The 22,197-nt window shown below is 73.2% G+C and carries 15 protein-coding genes and 1 pseudogene; 8 read left to right on the plus strand and 8 right to left on the minus strand.

Annotated features, from left to right (window positions below; translation table 11 throughout):
- Positions 1 to 267: 267 nt before the first annotated feature.
- The 5 genes from ACPXCS_RS38910 to ACPXCS_RS38930 all read left to right on the plus strand — a co-directional run bounded on the left by ACPXCS_RS38910 (position 268) and on the right by ACPXCS_RS38930 (position 6,739).
- On the plus strand, positions 268 to 561 hold the full coding sequence (locus ACPXCS_RS38910; protein WP_425947883.1) for a DUF503 domain-containing protein: 294 nt from the start codon (positions 268 to 270) through the stop codon (positions 559 to 561).
- 44 nt (positions 562 to 605) lie between these two features.
- A complete protein-coding gene (rbfA, locus tag ACPXCS_RS38915) occupies positions 606 to 1,058 on the plus strand; it encodes a 30S ribosome-binding factor RbfA (RefSeq protein WP_333936704.1) in 453 nt (150 codons plus the stop codon).
- Positions 1,055 to 1,960, plus strand: coding sequence for a tRNA pseudouridine(55) synthase TruB (truB, locus tag ACPXCS_RS38920; RefSeq protein ID WP_425947885.1), 906 nt, complete (start codon positions 1,055 to 1,057; stop codon positions 1,958 to 1,960). Before rbfA ends, truB begins: the two co-directional genes overlap by 4 nt.
- Before the next feature lie 256 nt (positions 1,961 to 2,216).
- The gene (locus ACPXCS_RS38925) at positions 2,217 to 5,636 is read left to right on the plus strand and encodes a trypsin-like peptidase domain-containing protein (RefSeq protein ID WP_425947887.1); all 3,420 of its coding nucleotides are present in this window, start codon (positions 2,217 to 2,219) and stop codon (positions 5,634 to 5,636) included.
- A gap of 149 nt (positions 5,637 to 5,785) precedes the next feature.
- The gene (locus ACPXCS_RS38930; RefSeq protein WP_425947889.1) at positions 5,786 to 6,739 is read left to right on the plus strand and encodes a bifunctional riboflavin kinase/FAD synthetase; all 954 of its coding nucleotides are present in this window, start codon (positions 5,786 to 5,788) and stop codon (positions 6,737 to 6,739) included.
- Here ACPXCS_RS38930 and ACPXCS_RS38935 read toward each other — a convergent pair.
- From ACPXCS_RS38935 to ACPXCS_RS38970, 8 genes and pseudogenes are all read right to left on the minus strand, one after another.
- Positions 6,736 to 7,800, minus strand: coding sequence for an ABC transporter ATP-binding protein (locus ACPXCS_RS38935; RefSeq protein WP_425947890.1), 1,065 nt, complete (start codon positions 7,798 to 7,800; stop codon positions 6,736 to 6,738). The two genes, ACPXCS_RS38930 and ACPXCS_RS38935, sit on opposite strands and share 4 nt — an antisense overlap.
- Positions 7,797 to 8,876: an ABC transporter ATP-binding protein gene (locus tag ACPXCS_RS38940; RefSeq protein WP_425947892.1), complete on the minus strand. Its 1,080-nt coding sequence runs from the start codon at positions 8,874 to 8,876 to the stop codon at positions 7,797 to 7,799. Before ACPXCS_RS38940 ends, ACPXCS_RS38935 begins: the two co-directional genes overlap by 4 nt.
- On the minus strand, positions 8,873 to 9,787 hold the full coding sequence (locus ACPXCS_RS38945) for an ABC transporter permease (protein WP_425947894.1): 915 nt from the start codon (positions 9,785 to 9,787) through the stop codon (positions 8,873 to 8,875). Before ACPXCS_RS38945 ends, ACPXCS_RS38940 begins: the two co-directional genes overlap by 4 nt.
- Positions 9,784 to 10,830: an ABC transporter permease gene (locus ACPXCS_RS38950; protein ID WP_425947896.1), complete on the minus strand. Its 1,047-nt coding sequence runs from the start codon at positions 10,828 to 10,830 to the stop codon at positions 9,784 to 9,786. Before ACPXCS_RS38950 ends, ACPXCS_RS38945 begins: the two co-directional genes overlap by 4 nt.
- A gap of 10 nt (positions 10,831 to 10,840) precedes the next feature.
- On the minus strand, positions 10,841 to 12,691 hold the full coding sequence (locus ACPXCS_RS38955; RefSeq protein ID WP_425947929.1) for an ABC transporter substrate-binding protein: 1,851 nt from the start codon (positions 12,689 to 12,691) through the stop codon (positions 10,841 to 10,843).
- Between the two features lie 307 nt (positions 12,692 to 12,998).
- Complete coding sequence (locus ACPXCS_RS38960; RefSeq protein ID WP_425947931.1) at positions 12,999 to 16,148, minus strand: AAA family ATPase; 3,150 nt, start codon at positions 16,146 to 16,148, stop codon at positions 12,999 to 13,001.
- Positions 16,149 to 16,859: 711 nt separating this feature from the next.
- Positions 16,860 to 16,973: pseudogene (locus ACPXCS_RS38965) on the minus strand (hypothetical protein); the annotation flags it as partial.
- A gap of 446 nt (positions 16,974 to 17,419) precedes the next feature.
- Positions 17,420 to 17,716: a DUF397 domain-containing protein gene (locus ACPXCS_RS38970; RefSeq protein WP_094057915.1), complete on the minus strand. Its 297-nt coding sequence runs from the start codon at positions 17,714 to 17,716 to the stop codon at positions 17,420 to 17,422.
- 268 nt (positions 17,717 to 17,984) lie between these two features.
- Between ACPXCS_RS38970 and rpsO the strand changes: the two genes are divergently transcribed.
- The 3 genes from rpsO to ACPXCS_RS38985 all read left to right on the plus strand — a co-directional run bounded on the left by rpsO (position 17,985) and on the right by ACPXCS_RS38985 (position 22,182).
- A complete protein-coding gene (gene rpsO, locus ACPXCS_RS38975) occupies positions 17,985 to 18,272 on the plus strand; it encodes a 30S ribosomal protein S15 (RefSeq protein WP_010042739.1) in 288 nt (95 codons plus the stop codon).
- Positions 18,273 to 18,586: 314 nt separating this feature from the next.
- The gene (locus ACPXCS_RS38980) at positions 18,587 to 20,806 is read left to right on the plus strand and encodes a polyribonucleotide nucleotidyltransferase (protein WP_425947898.1); all 2,220 of its coding nucleotides are present in this window, start codon (positions 18,587 to 18,589) and stop codon (positions 20,804 to 20,806) included.
- Positions 20,803 to 22,182, plus strand: a complete 1,380-nt coding sequence (locus tag ACPXCS_RS38985; RefSeq protein WP_425947900.1) for a M16 family metallopeptidase — start codon at positions 20,803 to 20,805, stop codon at positions 22,180 to 22,182. Before ACPXCS_RS38980 ends, ACPXCS_RS38985 begins: the two co-directional genes overlap by 4 nt.
- The last annotated feature ends 15 nt before the right edge of the window (positions 22,183 to 22,197 follow it).

Here is a 22,197-nt window from a genome sequence, read left to right on the forward strand (position 1 = left end):
CGCCGGCCCCACGGCCCACCCGGTCGCCCGCGCCCCCGCGCCCGGCGCCCCCGGCTTCCCCGACGCCGCCCGCCCCCCCCCCCCCCCCCCCCCCCCCGCCGCCCCCCCCCCCCCCCCCCCCCCCCCCCCCCCCGGCCGTTGGTGCGCCGGTGCGCACCGGTAAACCCGATCGAGCCCCCGGCCCGTTCGCGGTAACGTTCCTGGTGTTCCTGCCGTTCCGACAGCGCAGGGCCATCGATCCCGTACCGGCGGGTCATCCGGACACACATGTACGTGGGGACTCTGTCCTTCGACCTGCTTCTCGGCGACGTACGGTCGCTGAAGGAGAAGCGCTCCGTCGTCCGCCCCATCGTCGCCGAGCTCCAGCGCAAGTACGCGGTGAGCGCGGCCGAGGTGGATCACATGGACCTCCATCGCAGGGCGGTCATCGGCCTGGCGTCGGTGTCCGGCGACGCGGGGCACCTGAGCGAGGTACTCGACCGGTGCGAACGGCTGGTCGCCGCCCGCCCCGAGGTGGAGCTGCTGTCCGTCAGGCGGCGCTTCCACGGCGAAGACGACTGACGAACCGAGAACGAACCGGACAGGAAAGAACGGGAGACGGACCAGTGGCCGACAACGCGCGGGCTAAGAGGCTGGCGGACCTCATCCGAGAGGTGGTGGCCCAGAAGCTGCAGCGCGGGATCAAGGACCCGCGGCTCGGCTCGCACGTCACCATCACGGACACCCGGGTCACGGGTGACCTCAGGGAGGCGACCGTCTTCTACACCGTGTACGGGGACGACGAGGAGCGCGCGGCGGCCGCCGCCGGCCTGGAGAGCGCCAAGGGCGTCCTGCGCTCCGAGGTGGGCCGGGCCGCCGGTGTGAAGTTCACGCCGACCCTGACCTTCGTCATGGACGCCCTCCCGGACACCGCCCGGAACATCGAGGACCTCCTCGACAAGGCGCGCCAGTCCGACGAGAAGGTGCGCGAGGCCTCCGCCGGAGCGAAGTACGCCGGTGACGCCGACCCGTACCGCAAGCCGGACGAGGACGACGAGACGGACGACACCGCCGAATGACCCAGAAGCACACCACGCCCGACGGCCTCGTCATCGTCGACAAGCCGTCGGGCTTCACTTCGCACGACGTCGTCGCCAAGATGCGCGGCATCGCCAGGACGCGGCGCGTCGGGCACGCCGGCACCCTCGACCCGATGGCCACGGGCGTCCTCGTCCTCGGCGTCGAGAAGGCCACCAAGCTCCTCGGCCACCTCGCACTGACCGAGAAGGAGTACCTGGGCACCATCCGGCTCGGGCAGAACACCCTCACGGACGACGCCGAGGGGGACATCACCTCCTCCACCGACGCCTCCGGGGTCACCCGGGACGCCATCGACGCCGGCATCGCCGAGCTGACCGGCGCCATCATGCAGGTGCCGTCCAAGGTCAGCGCCATCAAGATCAACGGCGTGCGTTCCTACAAGCGGGCCAGGGAGGGCGAGGAGTTCGAGATCCCGGCCCGGCCCGTGACGGTCTCCTCCTTCGGCGTGTACGACGTCCGGGACGCCGTCGCCGAGGACGGCACGCCCGTGCTCGACCTGGTCGTGTCGGTCGTCTGCTCCTCGGGCACCTACATCCGGGCCCTGGCCCGCGACCTGGGCGCCGGCCTCGGCGTCGGCGGCCACCTCACGGCCCTGCGCCGCACCCGCGTCGGTCCCTACAAGCTGGACGCGGCCCGCACGCTGGACCAGCTCCAGCAGGAGCTGACCGTGATGCCCGTCGCGGAGGCGGCCGCGGCCGCGTTCCCCCGCTGGGACGTCGACGCCCGCCGGGCCAAGCTGCTCACCAACGGCGTGCGCCTGGAGATGCCCGACCAGTACGCGGGCTCCGGCCCGGTCGCCGTCTTCGACCCGGAGGGCCGCTTCCTGGCCCTCGTCGAGGAGCAGAAGGGCAAGGCGAAGAGCCTGGCCGTCTTCGGCTGACGGCCCGCCGCGGGCGGTCCGCCCGTGGAGCGGCGGTCACGGGGTACCTCCACTGCCGCCGCTCCACGGTCCCCCCTCGGTTCCCCCACCCCTAGGGTGTATCCAGCCGCCCCCGTCCGTTCACCCGTCCGTGCGGGCGCTCGGAGTGAACGGGGGGAGCGGAAGGGGGCGCTTTCGCGAAGCGATCTGTCCCGCTGATCATCTCCCGCCTAACGTCGAACACGAGGGCACGGGTGTACGGCGGGGAGGCACGACGATGACGTCGCGGAACCGGTCCCGGGAGACGGACGACAGCGCACCGGACTCACCGGACCGCCCCGGACCAGTGGAGCACGCACGGGGCGCGGCCCCGGACGGGGCGCTCGTGCGCATCCACGACCTGGCGGGCCGCCCGCGGGGCACCGGCTTCCTCGCCGACCACCGCGGCACGCTCGTCACCAGCCACGAGGCCGTCGACGGCCTGCCCCGGCTCGTGCTGCACGGGGCGGGGGACCGCCGCCGGGTCGTGACCGCCGACGCGATCACGCCGCTGCCCGCCCTGGATCTGGCCCTGGTGCGGACGGAGGGGCTCGGTGTGCCGCCGCTGCCCGTCACCGCCCGGGACGGGGCCGGCACCGGCACCTATGTGCGGATCGCCGCCGGCGGCTGGCGCGAGGCGCGGGTCCTGGGCTCGGCCGGTGTCACGTACGCGGCCACGGACCGATTCCACCGCATCGACGCCGCCCTGGAGCTGGCGGTCGGCACGGCGGGGCGGGACGCGCTGCGGCTGGGCGGGGGAGCGGCCGGCGGTCCGGTGGTGGACGCCGCGACCGGCGCCGTCGTCGCCGTCCTCGGCACCGCGCTCCGCTCCGGCCACCGCGACGTCGGGTTCGCCGTGCCCCTGCACCCGGGGGTGCCCGGAGCGGCGGGCCCGCTCGCCGACCTGCTCGCCGAGAACGCGGCGACCGTCCCCGCGTACGGCGACGACCTCAACCTGGCCGGAGTGCTGGAGCTGACCGGCGTCGCGCGAAGCCTGGACGGCCCGCCCGAGCCTCCTGGCCTCGCCCCGCCGGTCGAACGGGCCGCCGTGGCAGCCCAGTTCGACGCCTTCACCGCAGGCCCCGATCCCGTCCTCGCCCTGGTCGGCGCGCCCGGCAGCGGCCGCACGACGGAGCTGGCGGCGCTCGCGGCCCGGCGGGCGGGCGACGGGCGGCCCACACTCTGGCTGCGCGGCTGCGACCTGCGGGACGACGACACGTCGGTGGCGGACGCGGCCCGCCGGGCGCTGACCCGCGCCGCCCCCGCCGTGGCCGCCGCACGGGCCCCGCTCCCGGCCGGCCTCGGCGACTTCTCACCGGAACGCCTCGCCCGTCGCGCGACCGCCCTCGGACGCCCCTTGCTGCTGGTGCTCGACGGCCCCGAGGAGATGCCACGGGCCCTGGCCGCCCGGTTCGCCGACTGGGCGGACGGGACGCTGCGGTGGCTGCGGGAGACGGGAGCACGGCTGGTGGTGGCCTGCCGGACGGAGTACGAGGAGGAGGCGTCGGACGCACTGCACCGGCCCGTCCGCGTGCCGGTGGGCGACCTCACCGCGACCGAGGCCCGTCAGGCCCGCGAGCGCCTGGGGATCCCGGAGGACGTCCTGTCGGCCGGCGACGCCCGGCACCCCCTCACCCTCCGGCTGCTCGCCGAGATCCGGGCCGAGCTCGCCGACGCCCCGCAGCGGCCCACCGCCCTCGACCGCGACGACGTCTTCTCCGCCTACCTGGACCTGGCGGCTCTGCGGATCGCCGCGCGGCTGGCCGTCGGCAGCGGCCTGGGCGGCAGGGCCGTACGGCGGCTGGCCGCCAAGGTCGCCGGGCAGGTGCACGAGGCCGCCCGGCGCAGTCTCGGCCCGGGGCTCGGGGACCTGGACCGGCAGGCGTTCGACGCCGTGTTCCCCTGGGGGACCGCCCCGGAGCGGCTCGGCGGCGGCACGGGCTGGGCGTCGGCCGTGCTCGCCGAGGGGCTGCTGGTGCCCTCCGGAGCGGGCTACCGCTTCGCCCACGAGGAGCTCGCCGACTGGCTCCACGGCCTGCACCTCGACCTCGACGAGGCCCTGCACGCCCTCGTCCACCGCGACCGGGACGAGCAGGCGGACCCCGTCCCGCACCACCGCATCGGACCCGTCGTCCAGGCCCTGCTCTGCCTCGGCCGGCAGCAGGGCACCGGACCGCTGGCCTCCCGCCTGGCCGACCTGGTGCACGCCCTGGACACCGACCCGGACTCCTGGTGGGCCGTCCGGTTGCTCGCCGGCACCCTGACGGCCGTGCCGGACGCGACGGCGTACACCGACGTGCTGCGGCTGCTCGCCGACCGGGTCGTGGCCTGGCGGCGGCAGGAACGGCCCGTGCCGGACGTGCTCGGGCCGGACTTCTGGACCGGCCTGCGGCTGACCCGGGACGCGCGGTGGTCGCTGCTCAGACGGCTGGTGCACGCCGACGGACCGCCGTGCGAGGCCGGCCCCCGCTTCCTCGACGCCGTCGCGGGGCTGCTGGCCGCCGACCCCGTCGCCGTACAGCCGCAGCTCGTCCGCTGGTTCGACGACGAGCGGCCGCTGCCCGCCACCCCGCACGCGACCGTGGCGCTGGCCGCGCAGGCGCTGCTGCACACCCACCGCCACCACGCCCTGGACGAGCTGACGGACGTCCTCGTCGACCGCGCGCACCGGCGGGCCGACGAACTGCTCGCCGTCCTGGCCGAGGAGGAGCCGTCGGCACTGTGCCGGGCCGCCGACCGCTGGGCGCGTGACGAACGGCCGGCCCGCCGGGCCGCGGCGATGGCCCACGGCCTGCGCGTCGCCCCCCACGCGCACACCGGGGGCGACCGCGCCCTGCTGCGCTACGCCGCCCTCACCTTGCTGGCCCGCCCCGCCGACCGTGCCCTGCACGGCAGTGCGCTCGCCCTCCTCGTCCACGACCCGCACACCCGGGTCCGGTACCTGCCCCGCGCTCTGGAGCACTTCGCCGCGGGCGACCCGCACCTGCCGCCGGACGCGCTCGCCCGGGCCCTGCCCACCCACCCGGAGTCGGTGCTCGGCGCCTTCGCGGCCCGGCTGGAGCGGCCTGGCGCGGACGAGGCGCTGCGGGCCCTGGCCGACGCCACCCCGCCCGGCCTGGCCCGTCCCGTCGCCGCGCTGGTCCGGCAGGCGGCGCAGCGGCGGCCGGAACTCGCCGGGCAGATCGCCGCGTACGTGGACCAGCGGCTCGACCGCGGCCCCGCCGCCCGGGCCGTGCTCCTGCCGCTGGTCACCGGGCTGCTGGAAGGAGGACCCGTGCGGCTGCGCTGCGCCCTCGCCGGTGTCCTCACGCCACCGGGCATCCCCGCCTCCCGGCCACTGCGCCGGGAGCTGCGCGAGGCGCTCCTGGCCCGCGAGCACGACACCGACGTCCTGGACGCGCTGCTGCAGGCCGCCGCCCGCAACGGCGGTGACGACCTGCGCGACCTCGTCCACCGCATCGGGCTGCTCCTCGGCCGCACCCCCGAGGGCGCGGGCCGCTTCGACCGCGCCCTGGTCGACCTCGGCCGGCACGTGCCCGGCTTCGCCGCCCGCGTCGCCGGCTGGCTGGCCGACGCGCCGAAGGAGTGGGCGGCCCTGGTCGGGCCGAGCTCCCACCGCACGATCGAGAACCTGGCGGGCGTCCGCGTCCCGGCCTGACGGCGCGGGGTGCCGTGCGCCCGGTCACAGGCCCCATGCCGATGCGGGCGGCGGCGACCCGGCATGGCACCCTTAGACCTGCGTACGCGTCACCACGGACAACCGACCGGACACGGGTTCGACGAAGCTTTCGACAAGGAGCAGGCACAGTGCAGCGCTGGCGTGGCTTGGAGGACATCCCCCAGGACTGGGGGCGCAGCGTCGTCACCATCGGCTCCTACGACGGAGTCCACCGCGGACACCAGCTGATCATCCGGCATGCCGTGGACCGCGCCCGGGAGCTGGGCGTGCCCGCCGTCGTCGTGACCTTCGACCCGCACCCCAGCGAGGTGGTGCGCCCCGGCAGCCACCCGCCGCTGCTCGCCCCGCACCACCGCCGCGCCGAACTCATGGCCGGCCTCGGCGTGGACGCGGTGCTCATCCTCCCCTTCACGACCGAGTTCTCGAAGCTGTCCCCGGCCGACTTCGTCGTCAAGGTGCTCGTCGACAAGCTGCACGCCAGGGCGGTCGTCGAGGGCCCCAACTTCCGCTTCGGCCACAAGGCCGCCGGCAACGTGGAGTTCCTCGCCGCGCAGGGCAAGACCTACGACTTCGAAGTCGAGGTCGTCGACCTGTACGTCACCGGTGAGGCGGGCGGCGGCGAGCCGTTCTCCTCCACGCTGACGCGGCGTCTGGTCGCCGAGGGCGACGTCCGGGGCGCGGCGGAGATCCTCGGCCGGCCGCACCGGGTGGAGGGCGTCGTCGTCCGGGGCGCCCAGCGCGGACGCGAACTGGGCTTCCCCACCGCCAACGTGGAGACGTTGCCGCACACGGCCGTCCCGGCCGACGGCGTGTACGCCGGCTGGCTGCACGCGCAGGGCGAAGCGATGCCCGCCGCGATCTCCGTCGGCACGAACCCGCAGTTCGAGGGGACCGAGCGGACGGTGGAGGCGTACGCCATCGACCGGGTCGGGCTGGATCTGTACGGGTTGCATGTCGCGGTCGACTTCTTGGCGTTCGTGCGGGGGCAGGCGAAGTTCGAGACGCTGGACGCGCTGCTGGAGCAGATGGGGCGGGACGTGCAGAAGTGCAAGGAGCTGGTGGCGGCTGAGCAGGCTGCCTAGTCCGCTTGTGAGCCGTCTGCGGGTGCGTGGGGGCCTGTCGCGCAGCTCCCCGCGCCCCTGAGGGACGTCGCCCAGTGGCAGGCCGCCTGCGACTCCCCGCCTCCGCTCAGCACCGCCAGGTCCTGGCCCCTGCACGCGTCCGCCACGCCCGCCCGCTCCGCCTCGCCGCTCGCCAGGATCTGGCAGCGGGCGTGGAAGCGGCAGCCGGGCGGGACACGGGACGGGTCCGGGGGTTCGCCGCCGAGGACGACCGGATCGCCCGGGGCCTCCGGGAGGACCGACAGCAGGGCCTGGGTGTAGGGATGCCGGGGCGCCGTCAGGACCTGCTCCACCGCCCCCGTCTCCACGATCCGGCCCAGGTACATCACGGCCACCCGGTCGGCGATGTTCCAGGCAAGCCCCAGATCGTGCGTCACGACCAGGGCGGACAGGCCCAGTTCCGTGCGCAGCCGGAGCAGCAGGGCGAGAATCTCGCCGCGCACCGAGGCGTCGAGGGAGGCCACCGGCTCGTCGGCGACGAGAAGTTCGGGTTCCAGGACGAGCGCGCCCGCGATGACGACCCGCTGGCGCTGCCCGCCGGACAGTTCGTGCGGATAGCGCAGGAAGAAACGTTCCGCAGGGCGCAGGCCGGCCCGTGCCAGGGCGTCGGCGACCGCTGTGCGCTCGTCGCCCCCGAAGCCGTGGATGCGCAGGCCCTCGGCGACCGCGTCGTACACGGTGTGCCGGGGGTTGAGGGAGCCGCTCGGGTCCTGGAGGACCAGCTGGACGCGCTTGCGGTAGGCCTTCAGGGAGCGGCCGGAGTACTCCAGGGGCCGGCCGTCGAAGAGGACCCGGCCCGCCGTCGGCTCGACCAGGCCCAGCAGGCTGCGGGCCAGGGTCGTCTTGCCGCAGCCGGACTCACCGACGAGGGCGACGATCTCGCCGGGCCGGATGTCGAGGTCGACGCCGTCCACCGCGCGGGCCCGGGGACCGCCGTGCCGGCCGGGGAAGGTGACGTGCAGGCCCTGGGCGCTCAGCAGGGGCGCCGTGGCGACCTCGGGGGCCGTGGGGGAGAGGGTCATGGCGTGCTGGGCCTCGCTTCCTCCAGGGTGTCCGGTTCCCCGGCCTGCCGCGCCTCACCGGACCCGGGGGCCCGATCCGGCTCCCACTGCTCCGCGTCCCGGCGCTCCGCGGGGGAGGCGTCCGGCGGCGGTCCGACCAGGACGCACGCGGCGCGGCGCCCGGGACCGGCCTGCCGCAGCGCCGGGTCCTGCTCGGCGCACCCCTGAAGCGCCACCGGGCAGCGCGGGTGGAACGTGCACCCGGACGGCAGCGCGGCCGGGTCGGGCGGGTCGCCCGCGAGCCCCTGCGGAGCGAACCGGGACGCCGCATCGCCGATGCGCGGGAACGCCGCCGACAGGGCCCGGGCGTACGGGTGCCGGGCGTCCTCGTACACCTGGGCCGCCGGGCCCTCCTCGACGACCCGGCCCGCGTACATCACCGCCAGCCGGTCGCAGGTGTCGGCCAGCACCGCCAGGTCGTGGCTGATCATCACCAGACCCAGGTCCTTCTCCGCGACCAGCTGCTCGATGAGCCGCAGGATCTGGGCCTGGATCATCACGTCGAGCGCGGTGGTCGGCTCGTCGGCGATGACCAGGCGCGGATCGCAGGCCAGGGCCATGGCGATCATGACGCGCTGGCGCTGGCCGCCGGACAGCTCGTGCGGGTAGGCGTCGGCGCGGGCCGCGGGGAGGCCGACCTGCTCCAGCAGCTCGCCGGTCCGCTTCCTCGCCGCGGCCGGCGTGGCCTTCCCGTGCAGCAGGACGGGCTCGGCGATCTGGACGCCGATGCGGTGCACGGCGTTCAGCGAGTGCATCGCGCCCTGGAAGACGATCGAGGCGCCGGCCCAGCGGACCGCCCGCACCCGGCCCCACTTCATGGTCAGCACGTCCTCGCCGTCGAGCAGGACCTCCCCCGTGATGCGCGTCCCGGCCGGCAGCAGCCGCAGCAGGGCCAGCGCCAGCGTCGACTTGCCGCAGCCGGACTCACCGGCCAGGCCCAGCTTCCGCCCCGCGTCCAGGCGCAGGTCCACCCCGCGCACGGCGGCCGCACCGCCCGGGTACGTCACCGTCAGGTTCCTGACGTCGAGCAGACTCAACGCGACACCCCCAGCCTGGGGTTGAGGACGGACTCCACGGCCCGTCCGCACAGTGTGAACGCCAGCGCCACCACGGCGATGGCGATGCCCGGCGGCACCAGGTACCACCAGTCCCCGGCGCTGACCGCGCCCGCCTCACGGGCGTCCTGGAGCAGCCCGCCCCACGACACGACCGTCGGGTCGCCGAGACCGAGGAAGGCCAGCGTCGCCTCGGCGAGGATGGCCGAGGAGATGATCAGCGTGGTCTGGGCGAGCACCAGCGGCATCACGTTGGGCACGACGTGCCGGGACATGATGTGCCAGTGGCCGCCGCCGAGCGCCGTCGCCCGCTCGATGTACGGCCGGGTCTCCACCGCGAGGGTCTGCGCGCGCACCAGGCGGGCCGTGGTCGGCCAGGTGGTGACGCCGATCGCGATGACGATCGTGGTCAGCGAGCGGGACATCACGGTCGCCAGGGCGATCGCCAGCACCAGTGTCGGCATCACCAGGAACCAGTCGGTCACCCGCATCATCACCGTCGCGTACCAGCCCTTGAAGTGCCCGGCCGTGACCCCGATCAGGGTGCCGATCGAAACCGACAGCACGGCCGCGAGCAGCCCCACCAGCAGCGACACCCGCGAGCCCCAGATCACCAGGCCCAGCAGGTCCCGCCCGAACTGGTCGGTGCCGAGCGGGAACGCGGCGCTCGGGCTCTGCATCGGCTGCCCCGGCGCGTCGGTCACGCTGCTCACGTCGGAGCCGACGAACAAGGGCGCGAACAGCGCCAGCAGCCCGCACAGCGCGAGGACGGCCAGGCCGTACAGCCCCGCCCGTTCCGCGCGGTACTGCCGCCAGAAGCGCGCGACGGAGGCCCGGCGGCGCTGCCGGGCCAGGGCGCGCGGACTCGGGGCCGTGCCGGTCGACGTCGTCATCGGGCCACCCGGGGGTCAAGCAGCGGATACACCAGGTCGGCGAGGGTGTTCATCAGGATCACCGCGGCGGCGAACACGAAGAACAGGCCCTGCACCAGCGGCAGGTCGGGCACGCTCAGCGCCTGGTAGAACAGCCCGCCCAGGCCCGGCCAGGAGAACACCGTCTCCACCAGGATCACGCCCGCCACCGTCCGGCCGAGGTTGATGAAGATCAGCGTCACGGTCGGCAGCAGCGCGTTGGGCACGGCGTGCCGGCGGCGTACGAGGTCGTCGCGCAGACCCTTGGCCCGCGCGGTCGTCAGATAGTCGCTGCCCATCTCGTCCAGCAGCGCCGACCGCGTCACGAGCAGCGTCTGCCCGTACTCCACCGCCACCAGCGTCACCACCGGCAGCACCAGATGGTGCGCCACGTCGAGGACGTACGCGAAGCCCTCCTCGCCGCCCGACTCCATGCCGCCGGTCGGGAACAGGCCCGGCAGCGGGCCGACCCCCACCGACAGCACGATGATCAGCAGCAGCCCGAGCCAGAAGGACGGGATGGAGTACAGCGTCAGCGCCAGGCCCGTGTTGACCCGGTCGCCGAGCCCGCCGCGCCGCCACGCCGAGCGCGTGCCCAGGAAGATGCCGAGCGCGGTGTAGAGGAGGAAGGCCGTGCCGGTGAGCAGCAGGGTGTTGGGCAGCGCCTCGGTGATCCTGTCGACCACGGGGGTGCGGAACTGGTACGACGTCCCGAAGTCGCCCGTGAGGGCCTTGGCGCAGTAGTCGGTGAACTGCCGCCACAGCGGCAGGTCGAGACCGAACTCCTCGCGGTAGGCGGCCAGCTGCTCGGCCGATACCTGGCGGCCGCCGGTCATGGTCTTCACCGGGTCGCCGGGGATCAGCCGGAACAGGAAGAAGCTGGTGACGAGGACGGCCAGCAGCGACACGGCCGCACCGGCCACCTTGCCGGCCAGGTACCGCGGGTACGCGGAACGCCCGCGGACCCGCGGCCCGGCCGCCGTCTGCCTGTCCTCGACCAGCGCGGGGCTCGCGTCGGCGGTCATGAGGGCTCGCTCACTCCCGGTCGTCGGCACTGGCCCGGCGGCGCACCGCCACCACCGTGCCCAGGCCGATCAGCAGGACGGCGCTCGTGGCGATGACGGCCACGACGGCCGTGGACGAGCCGCCGGACGAGTCACCGGAGTCCGCCGGGACCGCCGACCACCAGCTCCAGTAGCCGTCCTGGCCGTAGATGTTCCCCGCCTTCGCCGGCATGGTCGTGATCGACTTGATCTGGTCCGTCCGGTAGGCCTCGACCGCGTTCGGGTACGCCATGACGTTCATGTACCCGAGGTCGTACAGCCGCGACTCCATCTGCTTGACGATGTCCGCCCGTTTGGCGGGGTCGTACTCGGCGAGCTGGCGGGCGTAGAGCTCGTCGTAGGTCTTGTCGCAGATGAAGTTGTCGGTCGCGCCCGTGTCCTCCGGCGTCGCCGGGAGCGCGCCGCAGGTGTGGATCGACAGCACGAAGTCCGGGTCCGGGTTGACCGACCAGCCGTCGAACGCCAGGTCGTACTTTCCGGCCAGCCACGGGTCGGTCACGTTGTCCAGGCACTCCAGCCGCACGCCGATGCCGAGGTCGCCCCACCACTCCTGGAGGTACTTGCCGACCGCCTTGTCGTTGGGGTCGGTGGCGTGGCACAGGACGCGGTAGGTGATCGGCTTGCCGTCCTTGCCGACGCGTTTGCCGTCACCGTTCTTCCGGTAGCCCGCGCGGTCGAGCAGCTGGGCCGCCTTCGCCGGGTCGTAGGCCAGCTTCTGGCTCGCGGACGGCTTCCAGAAGTAGTCCTCGAAGCGCGGCGGGAGGTAGCCCTCGCCCTCGACGGCGTGTCCCCGGAACACCTTGTCGATCACGGCCTCGCGGTCCACGGCCATGAACAGCGCGTTGCGCACCCGCTGGTCGAGCAGGGAGGGGTGGCCGTCACCGAACTTCTTGCCGTTCTTGGCCTTCGCGCCCGGGTTGGTGGCCAGGGCGTAGAAGCGGCGGCCGGGGGCGTCGTTGACCCGGATGTTTTCCGCGCCCTCCAGGGACTCCGCCTGGGCGGGCGTCAGGGACGGCGACCCGGCGACGAAGGACACCTCGCCCTTGCGCAGCGCCGAGACGGCCGCGTCCTGGTCCTTGTAGTAGCGGAAGACCAGCTCGTCGAACTTCGGCGCCCCACGCCAGAACGTCGCGTTGGCCTTGAGCCGCACATAGCTGTCGGCCTTGTACCCGGTCAGCACGAACGGGCCGTTCCCCACGATCGGGAAGCTCTTGTCGTTGTTGAACTCGGAGAAGTCCGAGACCTTCTCCCACACGTGCTTCGGCACGATCGGCACGTCGAGCGCGGTCATCGTGGCCTGCGGCTTCTTCAGCTCGATGACCAGCTTGGTGGGGCTCGGTGCCGTCACCCGCTCGAAGTTCCCGACGTAACTGCCGTTCGCGGTGGCCGCGCCGTCGTCCGTCATCATCTTGTTGAACGTCCACGCCGCGTCCTCGGCGGTGGCCTGCTCGCCGTCCGACCACTTCGAGTTCGAGCGGATCGTGTACGTCCAGGTCAGCTTGTCCGGCGACGACTCCCACCTGGTGGCCAGGCCGGGCACGGCGTGGTTGTCCTGGGGGTCGTAGTTCGTCAGGTACTCGTACATGAGCCGGTGGATGCTCGTGCTGAGCAGCCGGACCGCCAGGAACGGGCTGAGCGAGTCCACGCTCTGGGCGACCGCGACGGTCAGCACCTTCTTGCCGTCGTCGGCCGCCCGGGCCTGCTGGGGCGCCGGGTCGAGCGGGGACGCGAGCCCGGCGGTGAGGGTGAGCGCGGCCGCCCCGGCCACGGCGAGGAGCCGGAGGCCGCGCGGGAGGCTGCGTGTCTGATCGTTCGTGCCCATGGTCGGACCTCGCGTCATCGCTCGGACGGTAAGGACGGGTTGATCAGCTGTCAGGGGATGCTGAGTGTGTATCAGCGGCCGTCTCCACCCGTCAACGGCGCATTCACCCCTTGTGGCCTGCGGAAATAACGAATTGGCGAGCTTTTCGCGCCCATTGGTGGAGACCATTGACGCGCCCCTGGCCAGGGCCTGGCAACGGATTTCGCCCCTCGGAGGGCCCGGAACGCGCGGCGGCCCGCGCCGAGTCGGAACGGCGCGGGCCGGAACGGGGATCGGCCCCTCGAAAGGGGCCGATCGGGTGAGGTGACTACTGCGTCGGGGGCGGGGGCGGCGGGGTCTGCCCCTGCGGGCCGGGCTGCCCGGGCTGGGGCTGCTGAGGGTAGCCGTAGCCGGGCTGCGGAGGGACGGCCGGCGGCTGCCCGGGCTGCTGGGGCTGCTGGGGGTACGGCGGCTGGCCGGGGACCGGCTGTCCCGGCTGACCGGCCTGCGGGTAGGGCGGTCCGCCCGCGGCCTGCGGGTACGGCTGCTGCCCCGGCTGGGGATAAGGCTGTCCGGGCTGGGCGTACGGCTGCCCCGGCTGCTGGGGCTGGTGGGGGTGCTGAGGCTGCTGCGGGTACGGGCCCGGCTGCTGCTGTCCGGGGTACGGCGGTTGTCCCGGTACCGGCTGACCCGGGACGTGCTGGCCCGGGACGTGCTGGCCCGGCAGCGGCGGGGCGGCGACCGGCGGCGGGTTGCCGTCGGAGGTCCACAGCCCGTGCGACTGCTGGTGCCGGACGAAGTCCTCGGCGACCAGCGCCGCGAGATTGAAGTACGCCTCCCGCACCTTGGGCCGCATCATGTCGAGGTCGACCTCGGCGCCGGCGGCGAGGTGCTCGTCGAACGGCACGACGATGACACCGCGGCAGCGCGTCTCGAAGTGCGTCACGATGTCCTCGACCTTGATCATCTTGCCGGTCTCGCGCACCCCGGAGATGACGGTGAGGGAGCGCGAGACGAGGTCGGCGTACCCGTGCGCCGACAGCCAGTCCAGCGTGGTGCTGGCGCTGCTCGCCCCGTCCACGGACGGGGTCGAGATGATGATCAGCTGGTCGGCGAGGTCGAGGACCCCGCGCATGGCGCTGTAGAGCAGACCGGTACCCGAGTCGGTCAGGATGATCGGGTACTGCTTGCCCAGCACGTCGATCGCGCGCCGGTAGTCCTCGTCGTTGAACGTCGTGGACACGGCCGGGTCGACGTCGTTGGCGATGATCTCCAGCCCGGACGGCGCCTGGGAGGTGAACCGCCGGATGTCCATGTAGGAGTTGAGGTACGGGATCGCCTGGACGAGGTCGCGGATGGTCGCCCCGGTCTCCCGGCGGACCCGGCGCCCGAGGGTGCCCGCGTCCGGGTTGGCGTCGATCGCGAGGATCTTGTCCTGCCGCTCGGTGGCGAGCGTGGAGCCGAGCGCGGTGGTGGTGGTCGTCTTGCCGACGCCGCCCTTGAGGCTGATCACCGCGATGCGGTAGCAGGACAGCACCGGCGTACGGATCAGGTCGAGCTTCCGCTGCCGCTCGGCCTCCTCCTTCTTGCCGCCGATCTTGAACCGCCCGCCACCGGCCGCCGGACGGCTGCTCTTCGCCTTCTGCTTCTTGCTGTTGAGCAGCCGGTCGGACGACAGCTCCACGGCGGCGGTGTAACCGAGCGGCGCGGCCCCGGGGTTGGTCGGCTGCCGCTGGTCGTGCTGCATGGGCTGCGGCCAGGCGGTGCCGGTGCGGGGGTCGACGGGAGCCTGGGGCTGCCCGGGGTGTCCGGGGTGTCCGGGCTGAACCGGCACGCCTGGCTGTTCCGGCGGCTGCTGGGCGGCATGCGGGTGCGGGGCCCGCGGCGGCACGCCGGGGTGGGGCTGCGGCTGTGCCTGGGGCTGCTGGGCGGGCGGCTGGGGGAAGCCGTAGCCGCCCTGGGGGTCCGGCGCGGCCGGGGCGGGAGCGCCGGGGTGCGGGAAGCCGTAGCCGTCCTGCGGGTGGGGAGCGGGGGCAGGAGCGGCAGCGGGCGGCGTGTTCGGCTGCTGGGCGGCCTGCGGCTGCGCCGCGGGCTGGGGCTCAGCCACGGGCTGGGGCTGCGGGCCGGCGGGAGCGGGCACGCCCGGGTGCGGGAAGCCGTAGCCGGGCTGCGGGTTCTGCGCGTTCGGGGCCGGGGCCGGGGCCGGGACCGGGGTGGAGGGCTGGGGCTGTGCCTGGGGCTGCCGGGCGGGCGGCTGGGGGAAGCCGTAACCGCCCTGGGGGTCCGGCGCGGCCGGGGCGGGGCCTCCCGGGTGCGGGAAGCCGTAGCCGCCTGGCTGGGGCGCGGGCTGGGCGGGCGACTGGTCGGGTGGGGTCGGCACGCCCGGCTGGTTCCACGCGGCGGGCGCGGGCTGCGGCGCCTGCGGCTGGAACGGCGGCTGCTGGGCCGGCACGGGCGGCTGGGGCGGCACCGGCGCCTGTCCCTCGGCCGCGGTCGGCTGCGGCTGGGGCTGCGCGTCAGCGGGCTGGGGCTGTTGCGGGTGCTGTTGCGGGTGCTGCTGGGACGGGACCGGCCACTGGCTCGCCGGCGCCGGAGCGGCCGGCTGGTACGACGGCGGCAGCGGCGGCACGCCCTGCGGAGCCGGGGGAGTCCACGCGGGCTGGGAGTCGGAAGGCTCCGGCACGACGGCGTCCTGCGGGGCGCTGTCCTCGTCGTGGTGCTCGTCCTCGGGAGCAACTTCCTCGGCGGGCACGGCGTCCGACGGCTCGACGTCGTCGAGCCGGGCTCCGGCGGGCACGGCGTCGGCAGGCTCGGGCTCCGCCGGCTGTGCGTCCGCGACAGGGGCGTCGTCGGCCGGGACCTCGTCGATCGGAACACCGTCCGCGGGGGCGGGACCTTCGGGGGCGGTGTCTACGAGGGGCGCGGTGTCTGCGACGGGAACGGCGTCTGCGACAGGAACGGCGTCTGCCACGGGAACGGCGTCTGCGGATACGTCATCGACCGGCGCGGCGTCCACCGACGGAGTCTCCTCCGGCGCGGCGTCCTGGGGCTCGGCCTCCTCGGCCGTCGAGTCGTCGCTCTCCGCCACCGGGGCGTCCTCGTCCTGGGTGTCGTCCGCCAGGACAGTCACCGCAGGCTCGGCTTCGCGGGACTCCGCGTCGACGGCCTCGGCGTCATGGGCCTCGGCGTCATCGGAAACGGCACTGTCCACGCGGTCGTCCGTGTCGCCCGCCTCGGGCGCGTCCACGGCAGCCGCCGCTTCCCCTGTTTCCTCCGCGTCCTCGGCCCGAGCCGTGTCCTCCACGTCCTGGCCCTCGCCGACCGGCTCCGGACGCGCCTCGGCCTCCGCGGTCCGCTCCGCGATCTCCCGCTTCAGCGCGACGGCGGAGAAGCGCATGGTGGCACCGCTCTCCAGGTCACCGTTGGCGGACTCGGACTCGGACTCGGACTGGGACTCGGAGTCGTCGGAGGCCGGCACAGCCGACGCGGCCGGCGGCTCCGAAGGCGGAGGGACATCCGAAGGCGAAGGAGTCGCGGAAGGCACGGGCGGCGGCGTCCACTGCGCCTGGTGCCCGCCCACCGGGATGCTCGGCACAGCCGAGGGAGAGGACGGATCGGCCGCGGGCTCCTCCGCCTGACCTTCGGACCGGGCGCCCTGCGGCTCGAACCCCGTGGGCAGCCTGGGAACGGCGGACGGCCCCCCGGTCGAAGGCACGGGAGGCGTGAAGGGCGCACCCGGAGCGGGAGCGGGAGGCGTGAAGGGCCTACCCGGAGCAGGAGCGGGGGGTGTGAAGGGCGCCCCCGGCGCGGGCGCGGGCGGCGTGAACGGAGCACCAGGAGCCGGCGCAGGCGCCGGAGGCGTGAACGGCGCCCCGGGCGCCGGTGCCGGAACGGACGCCGGCCCTGCCGACGGACCGACACCGGAGGACGACGGTCCGGAGGAGACAGGCGGATACGCGTACCCCCCGGAGGGATTCGCGTGCGGCGGCGGAGTCAGACCCGGCAGCGGCGGCACCGGCCCTTTCGGCGCATCGGCCCCCGCACCCCCGGACGCCGCCCCCGTCCCCGGTCCGGCAGCCGAAGCCGGACCCGACCCCGGACCCGAACTCGAAGCCGCCCCCGAACTCCCCGAGGCGTTCTGCGTGTACCAGGCGGGCGGCGCGTAATCGATGGTGAACTCACCCGTCACCTCGGCCGCGGACTCCGCGTCGGGCTGGTCATCGCCGGGTGTCGCCCAGCCCCCGCGGATCCCGTCCCGATCGCTGCTCACAGTGTTCCTCCTGGTGTGGTCGAGCACCCTCATGCCGTGCTGGGGCGACCCTTGCTTGTCGTCCGACGTCGTGCGTAGCCGTGCGAAGTCGTTTGAGGCGTATCGAGGTCGTCCGAGGCAGTCCGATCCACAAACTCCCCCGTGTTCCCCCTGGGACACCGACGCCCGCTCCACGGTTTCCGGCGCCGCGCCCCGTCCCAGCCTAATCACCACAAGCCCCGCCACGGCAGGCCCGTCCACCACCGAGCACCTGTCCGCCGCGTCACAACCTGCCCGGAAGGTGCCCTGAAGTGGCGTACGCAGCACACACGTTGATGAACAAAAGGGGCGATAGACGTGAAGAACCCGAACTCCCCTGTCCCTCCGCCGCCTTCACCGCCGCCCCTTGCACCCGCGTGCCCAGGACGCCGTCACCACCCCGGACAACGCGACGAGGGGCGGCCGTCCACCGGCTCACCCCTCGTCGTGCGCCTGCGCGCCTACTGCCCGGCCCGGGACCCTCCGTCGCGCTGCCGCGGCTCCAGGTCGAACTCCCCGTCCCGCGCTCCCAGCACGAAGGCCCGCCACTCCGCCTCCGTGTAACGCAGCACCGTCTCCGGATCGAGGGAGGACCGCATCGCCACGGCCCCCTCCGGCAGGTACGCGATCTCGACCCGCTCCTCGTGCTCCTCGGTGCCGGGCGCGCAGTGCCACTCCACACCGGAGATGTCGAGGGCGTAGAGCTCGTCCCGCTCCCGCTCCTTGCGCGCCTTGATCTCCTCAGCCGTCTCCGCCATGCCGCAGCGACCCCTTCCCGACGTACGAACGATCCGAGCCCGCCCACCCTAGTGGCCGCCTCCGCCGCGGCCGGGAGCTTCGGGGAGCAGGGCAAAAAGGCCCTCGACCACCTGGTACTCTGGTCGACGGCCGTTTGTGTACGCACCCCCGGAACCAGTCGTTCTGGAGGCCGCGCCCAGCGGATCCCCGCCTTCCGAGTCATGGAAGCTCCCCCGAGACGCAGACCGGGGGCACTCGGTGGCCATCGCAGACCAATGAGGAGTACGCGTGTCGCTCGACGCCGCTACGAAGAAGCAGATCATGTCCGAGTTCGGTACCAAGGAGGGCGACACCGGCTCCCCCGAGGTCCAGGTCGCTCTGCTGTCCCGTCGGATCTCCGACCTGACCGAGCACCTCAAGACCCACAAGCACGACCACCACTCCCGCCGTGGCCTGCTGATCCTCGTGGGTCAGCGTCGCCGCCTTCTCCAGTACCTGGCGAAGAAGGACATCCAGCGCTTCCGTGCGCTGGTCGACCGCCTCGGCATCCGCCGCGGTGCGGCGGGCGCCAAGTAAGACGCCGTGAAGGGAGCGGTTCCCGGCAGAATCGGGGCCGCTCCCTTTGCTGTACGCGGGTATCTGTACGTGCGGAGTGTCACCACCCCTTTGTAGTGTGGTAGCACAACGCAACACGGACGACGCAGCACGACAAGAAGAGGAGAGGCGCTCCAAGCCGCCGCCGGTCCTCGGTAGTGGCCCCCGGGGTGGGAAAGCCCCGGGTGCTTCGATCGAAGACCGGCCCGCACAGCACGGCGCGCATCTCCGGAATGTCCCCCTGCCACACGGGCAGACGAGGGACGAAAGACGACAAGTAAACGGAGAGATCGCTAGTGGAGAACGAGACCCACTACGCCGAGGCCGTCATCGACAACGGCGCCTTCGGCACCCGCACCATCCGCTTCGAGACGGGCCGCCTGGCCAAGCAGGCCGCCGGCTCCGCCGTGGCGTACCTGGACGACGACACCATGGTGCTGTCGGCCACCACCGCTTCCAAGAACCCCAAGGACCAGCTCGACTTCTTCCCCCTCACGGTGGACGTCGAGGAGCGGATGTACGCCGCCGGCAAGATCCCCGGCAGCTTCTTCCGCCGTGAGGGCCGTCCCTCCGAGGACGCCATCCTCACCTGCCGCCTGATCGACCGCCCGCTGCGCCCGTCCTTCAAGAAGGGCCTGCGCAACGAGATCCAGGTCGTCGCCACGATCATGGCGCTCAACCCCGACCACCTGTACGACGTCGTGGCGATCAACGCCGCCTCCGCGTCCACGCAGCTGGCCGGCCTGCCCTTCTCCGGCCCGATCGGCGGCGTCCGCGTCGCGCTGATCAACGGCCAGTGGGTGGCCTTCCCGACGCACACCGAGCTCGAGGACGCCGTCTTCGACATGGTCGTCGCGGGCCGCACCCTGGAGGACGGCGACGTCGCGATCATGATGGTCGAGGCCGAGGCCACCGAGAAGACCATCCAGCTGGTCAAGGGCGGCGCCGAGGCCCCGACCGAGGAGGTCGTCGCCGCCGGTCTGGAGGCCGCGAAGCCCTTCATCAAGGTGCTCTGCCGGGCCCAGGCCGACCTCGCCGCGAAGGCCGCCAAGCCGACCGCCGAGTTCCCGATCTTCCTCGACTACCAGGACGACGTCCTGGAGGCGCTGACCGCGGCCGTCAAGCCCGAGCTCGCCCAGGCGCTCACCATCGCCGGCAAGCAGGAGCGCGAGTCCGAGCTGGACCGCGTCAAGCAGCTCGCCGCCGAGAAGCTCCTGCCGGAGTTCGAGGGCCGCGAGAAGGAGATCTCCGCCGCGTACCGCTCGCTCACCAAGCAGCTGGTCCGCGAGCGCGTGATCAAGGAGAAGAAGCGCATCGACGGCCGCGGGCTGACGGACATCCGTACGCTCGCCGCCGAGGTCGAGGCCATCCCGCGGGTCCACGGTTCCGCCGTGTTCGAGCGTGGCGAGACCCAGATCCTGGGCGTCACCACCCTGAACATGCTCCGCATGGAGCAGCAGCTGGACACCCTCTCCCCGGTGACCCGCAAGCGCTACATGCACAACTACAACTTCCCGCCGTACTCCACCGGCGAGACCGGCCGCGTCGGCTCCCCGAAGCGCCGCGAGATCGGCCACGGCGCCCTCGCCGAGCGCGCCCTGATCCCGGTCCTGCCGACCCGCGAGGAGTTCCCCTACGCGATCCGCCAGGTCTCCGAGGCGCTGAGCTCGAACGGCTCGACGTCCATGGGCTCGGTCTGCGCCTCCACCATGTCGCTGCTGAACGCCGGTGTGCCCCTCAAGGCCCCCGTCGCCGGCATCGCCATGGGCCTGATCTCCCAGGAGATCGAGGGCGAGACGCACTACGTCACCCTCACCGACATCCTCGGTGCGGAGGACGCCTTCGGCGACATGGACTTCAAGGTCGCCGGCACCAAGGAGTTCGTGACCGCCCTCCAGCTCGACACCAAGCTGGACGGCATCCCCGCCTCCGTCCTGGGCGCGGCCCTCAAGCAGGCCCGTGACGCCCGCCTCCACATCCTCGACGTGATGATGGAAGCGATCGACACCCCGGACGAGATGTCCCCGAACGCCCCGCGGATCATCACCGTCAAGATCCCCGTGGACAAGATCGGCGAGGTCATCGGCCCCAAGGGCAAGATGATCAACCAGATCCAGGAGGACACGGGCGCCGAGATCACGATCGAGGACGACGGCACGATCTACATCGGTGCCGCCGACGGCCCCGCCGCCGAGGCCGCCCGCGCCACGATCAACGGCATCGCCAACCCGACGATGCCCGAGGTCGGCGAGCGCTACCTGGGCACGGTCGTGAAGACGACCACCTTCGGCGCGTTCGTCTCCCTGCTGCCCGGCAAGGACGGTCTGCTGCACATCTCGCAGATCCGCAAGCTGGCCGGCGGCAAGCGCGTGGAGAACGTCGAGGACGTCCTCGGCGTGGGCGCGAAGGTCCAGGTCGAGATCGCCGAGATCGACTCCCGCGGCAAGCTCTCCCTGATCCCCGTGATCGACGGCGAGGACGGCTCGGACGAGAAGAAGGACGACGCCGACCAGTGACGTCCCGTGGCTCCAAGGCGACGGCCCGCACCTCCTCGGAGGCGCGGGCCGTCGCCCGTACCCAAACCCTCATCAAGGGCGAGAACGGCATCGGCACGGTCCGCAAGACCACCCTCCCGGGCGGCCTGCGCATCGTCACCGAGACCCTGCCCTCGGTCCGCTCCGCGACCTTCGGCATCTGGGCGCACGTCGGCTCCCGCGACGAGACCCCGGCTCTGAACGGCGCCACCCACTACCTGGAGCACCTGCTCTTCAAGGGCACGAACCGCAGGTCCGCCCTGGACATCTCCTCCGCCCTCGACGCCGTCGGCGGCGAGATGAACGCGTTCACGGCGAAGGAGTACACGTGCTACTACGCACGCGTGCTCGACACCGACCTGCCGCTCGCCATCGACGTCGTCTGCGACATGCTGACCGGCTCGCTCATCCTCGAAGAGGACGTCAACGTCGAGCGCGGCGCCATCCTCGAAGAGATCGCCATGACCGAGGACGACCCGGGCGACTGTGTGCACGACCTGTTCGCGCACACCATGTTCGGCGACAACCCCCTCGGCCGCCCGGTCCTCGGCACGGTCGACACGGTCAACGCCCTCACCGCCGACCGCATCCGCCGCTTCTACAAGAAGCACTACGACCCGACCCACCTGGTCGTCGCCTGCGCAGGCAACATCGACCACAACAAGGTCGTACGGCAGGTCCGCGCCGCCTTCGAGAAGGCCGGTGCCTTCAAGGACCTCGCCGCCGAACCCGTCGCCCCGCGCGGCGGCAAGCGGGCCCTGCGCACGGCCGGCCGCGTCGACCTGGTCGACCGCAGGACCGAGCAGGCCCACGTCGTGCTCGGCATGCCGGGCCTGTCCCGCACCGACGAGCGCCGCTGGGCCCTCGGCGTGCTGAACACCGCCCTCGGCGGCGGCATGTCCTCCCGCCTCTTCCAGGAGGTACGGGAGAAGCGCGGCCTGGCCTACAGCGTGTACTCGTACACGTCCGGCTTCGCCGACTGCGGCCTCTTCGGCGTCTACGCCGGCTGCCGGCCCTCCCAGGTGCACGACGTGCTCAAGATCTGCCGCGACGAACTCGACCACGTCGCCGAGCACGGCCTGTCCGACGACGAGATCGGACGTGCCATCGGCCAGCTCCAGGGCTCCACGGTCCTCGGCCTGGAGGACACCGGCGCGCTGATGAACCGTATCGGCAAGAGCGAGCTGTGCTGGGGCGAGCAGATGTCCGTCGACGACATGCTGTCGCGGATAGCGTCGGTCACCCCGGACGACGTCCGGGCGGTCGCCAGCGAGATCCTGGGACGCAAGCCCTCCCTGGCGGTCATCGGCCCGCTGAAGGACAAACAGGCGGCCCGCCTGCACGACGCCGTCGCCTGACCGAACCCCTGGTGA

It is taken from the genome of Streptomyces sp. DT190 (genome assembly GCF_049846985.1).
Classification (GTDB): Bacteria; Actinomycetota; Actinomycetes; order Streptomycetales; family Streptomycetaceae; genus Streptomyces.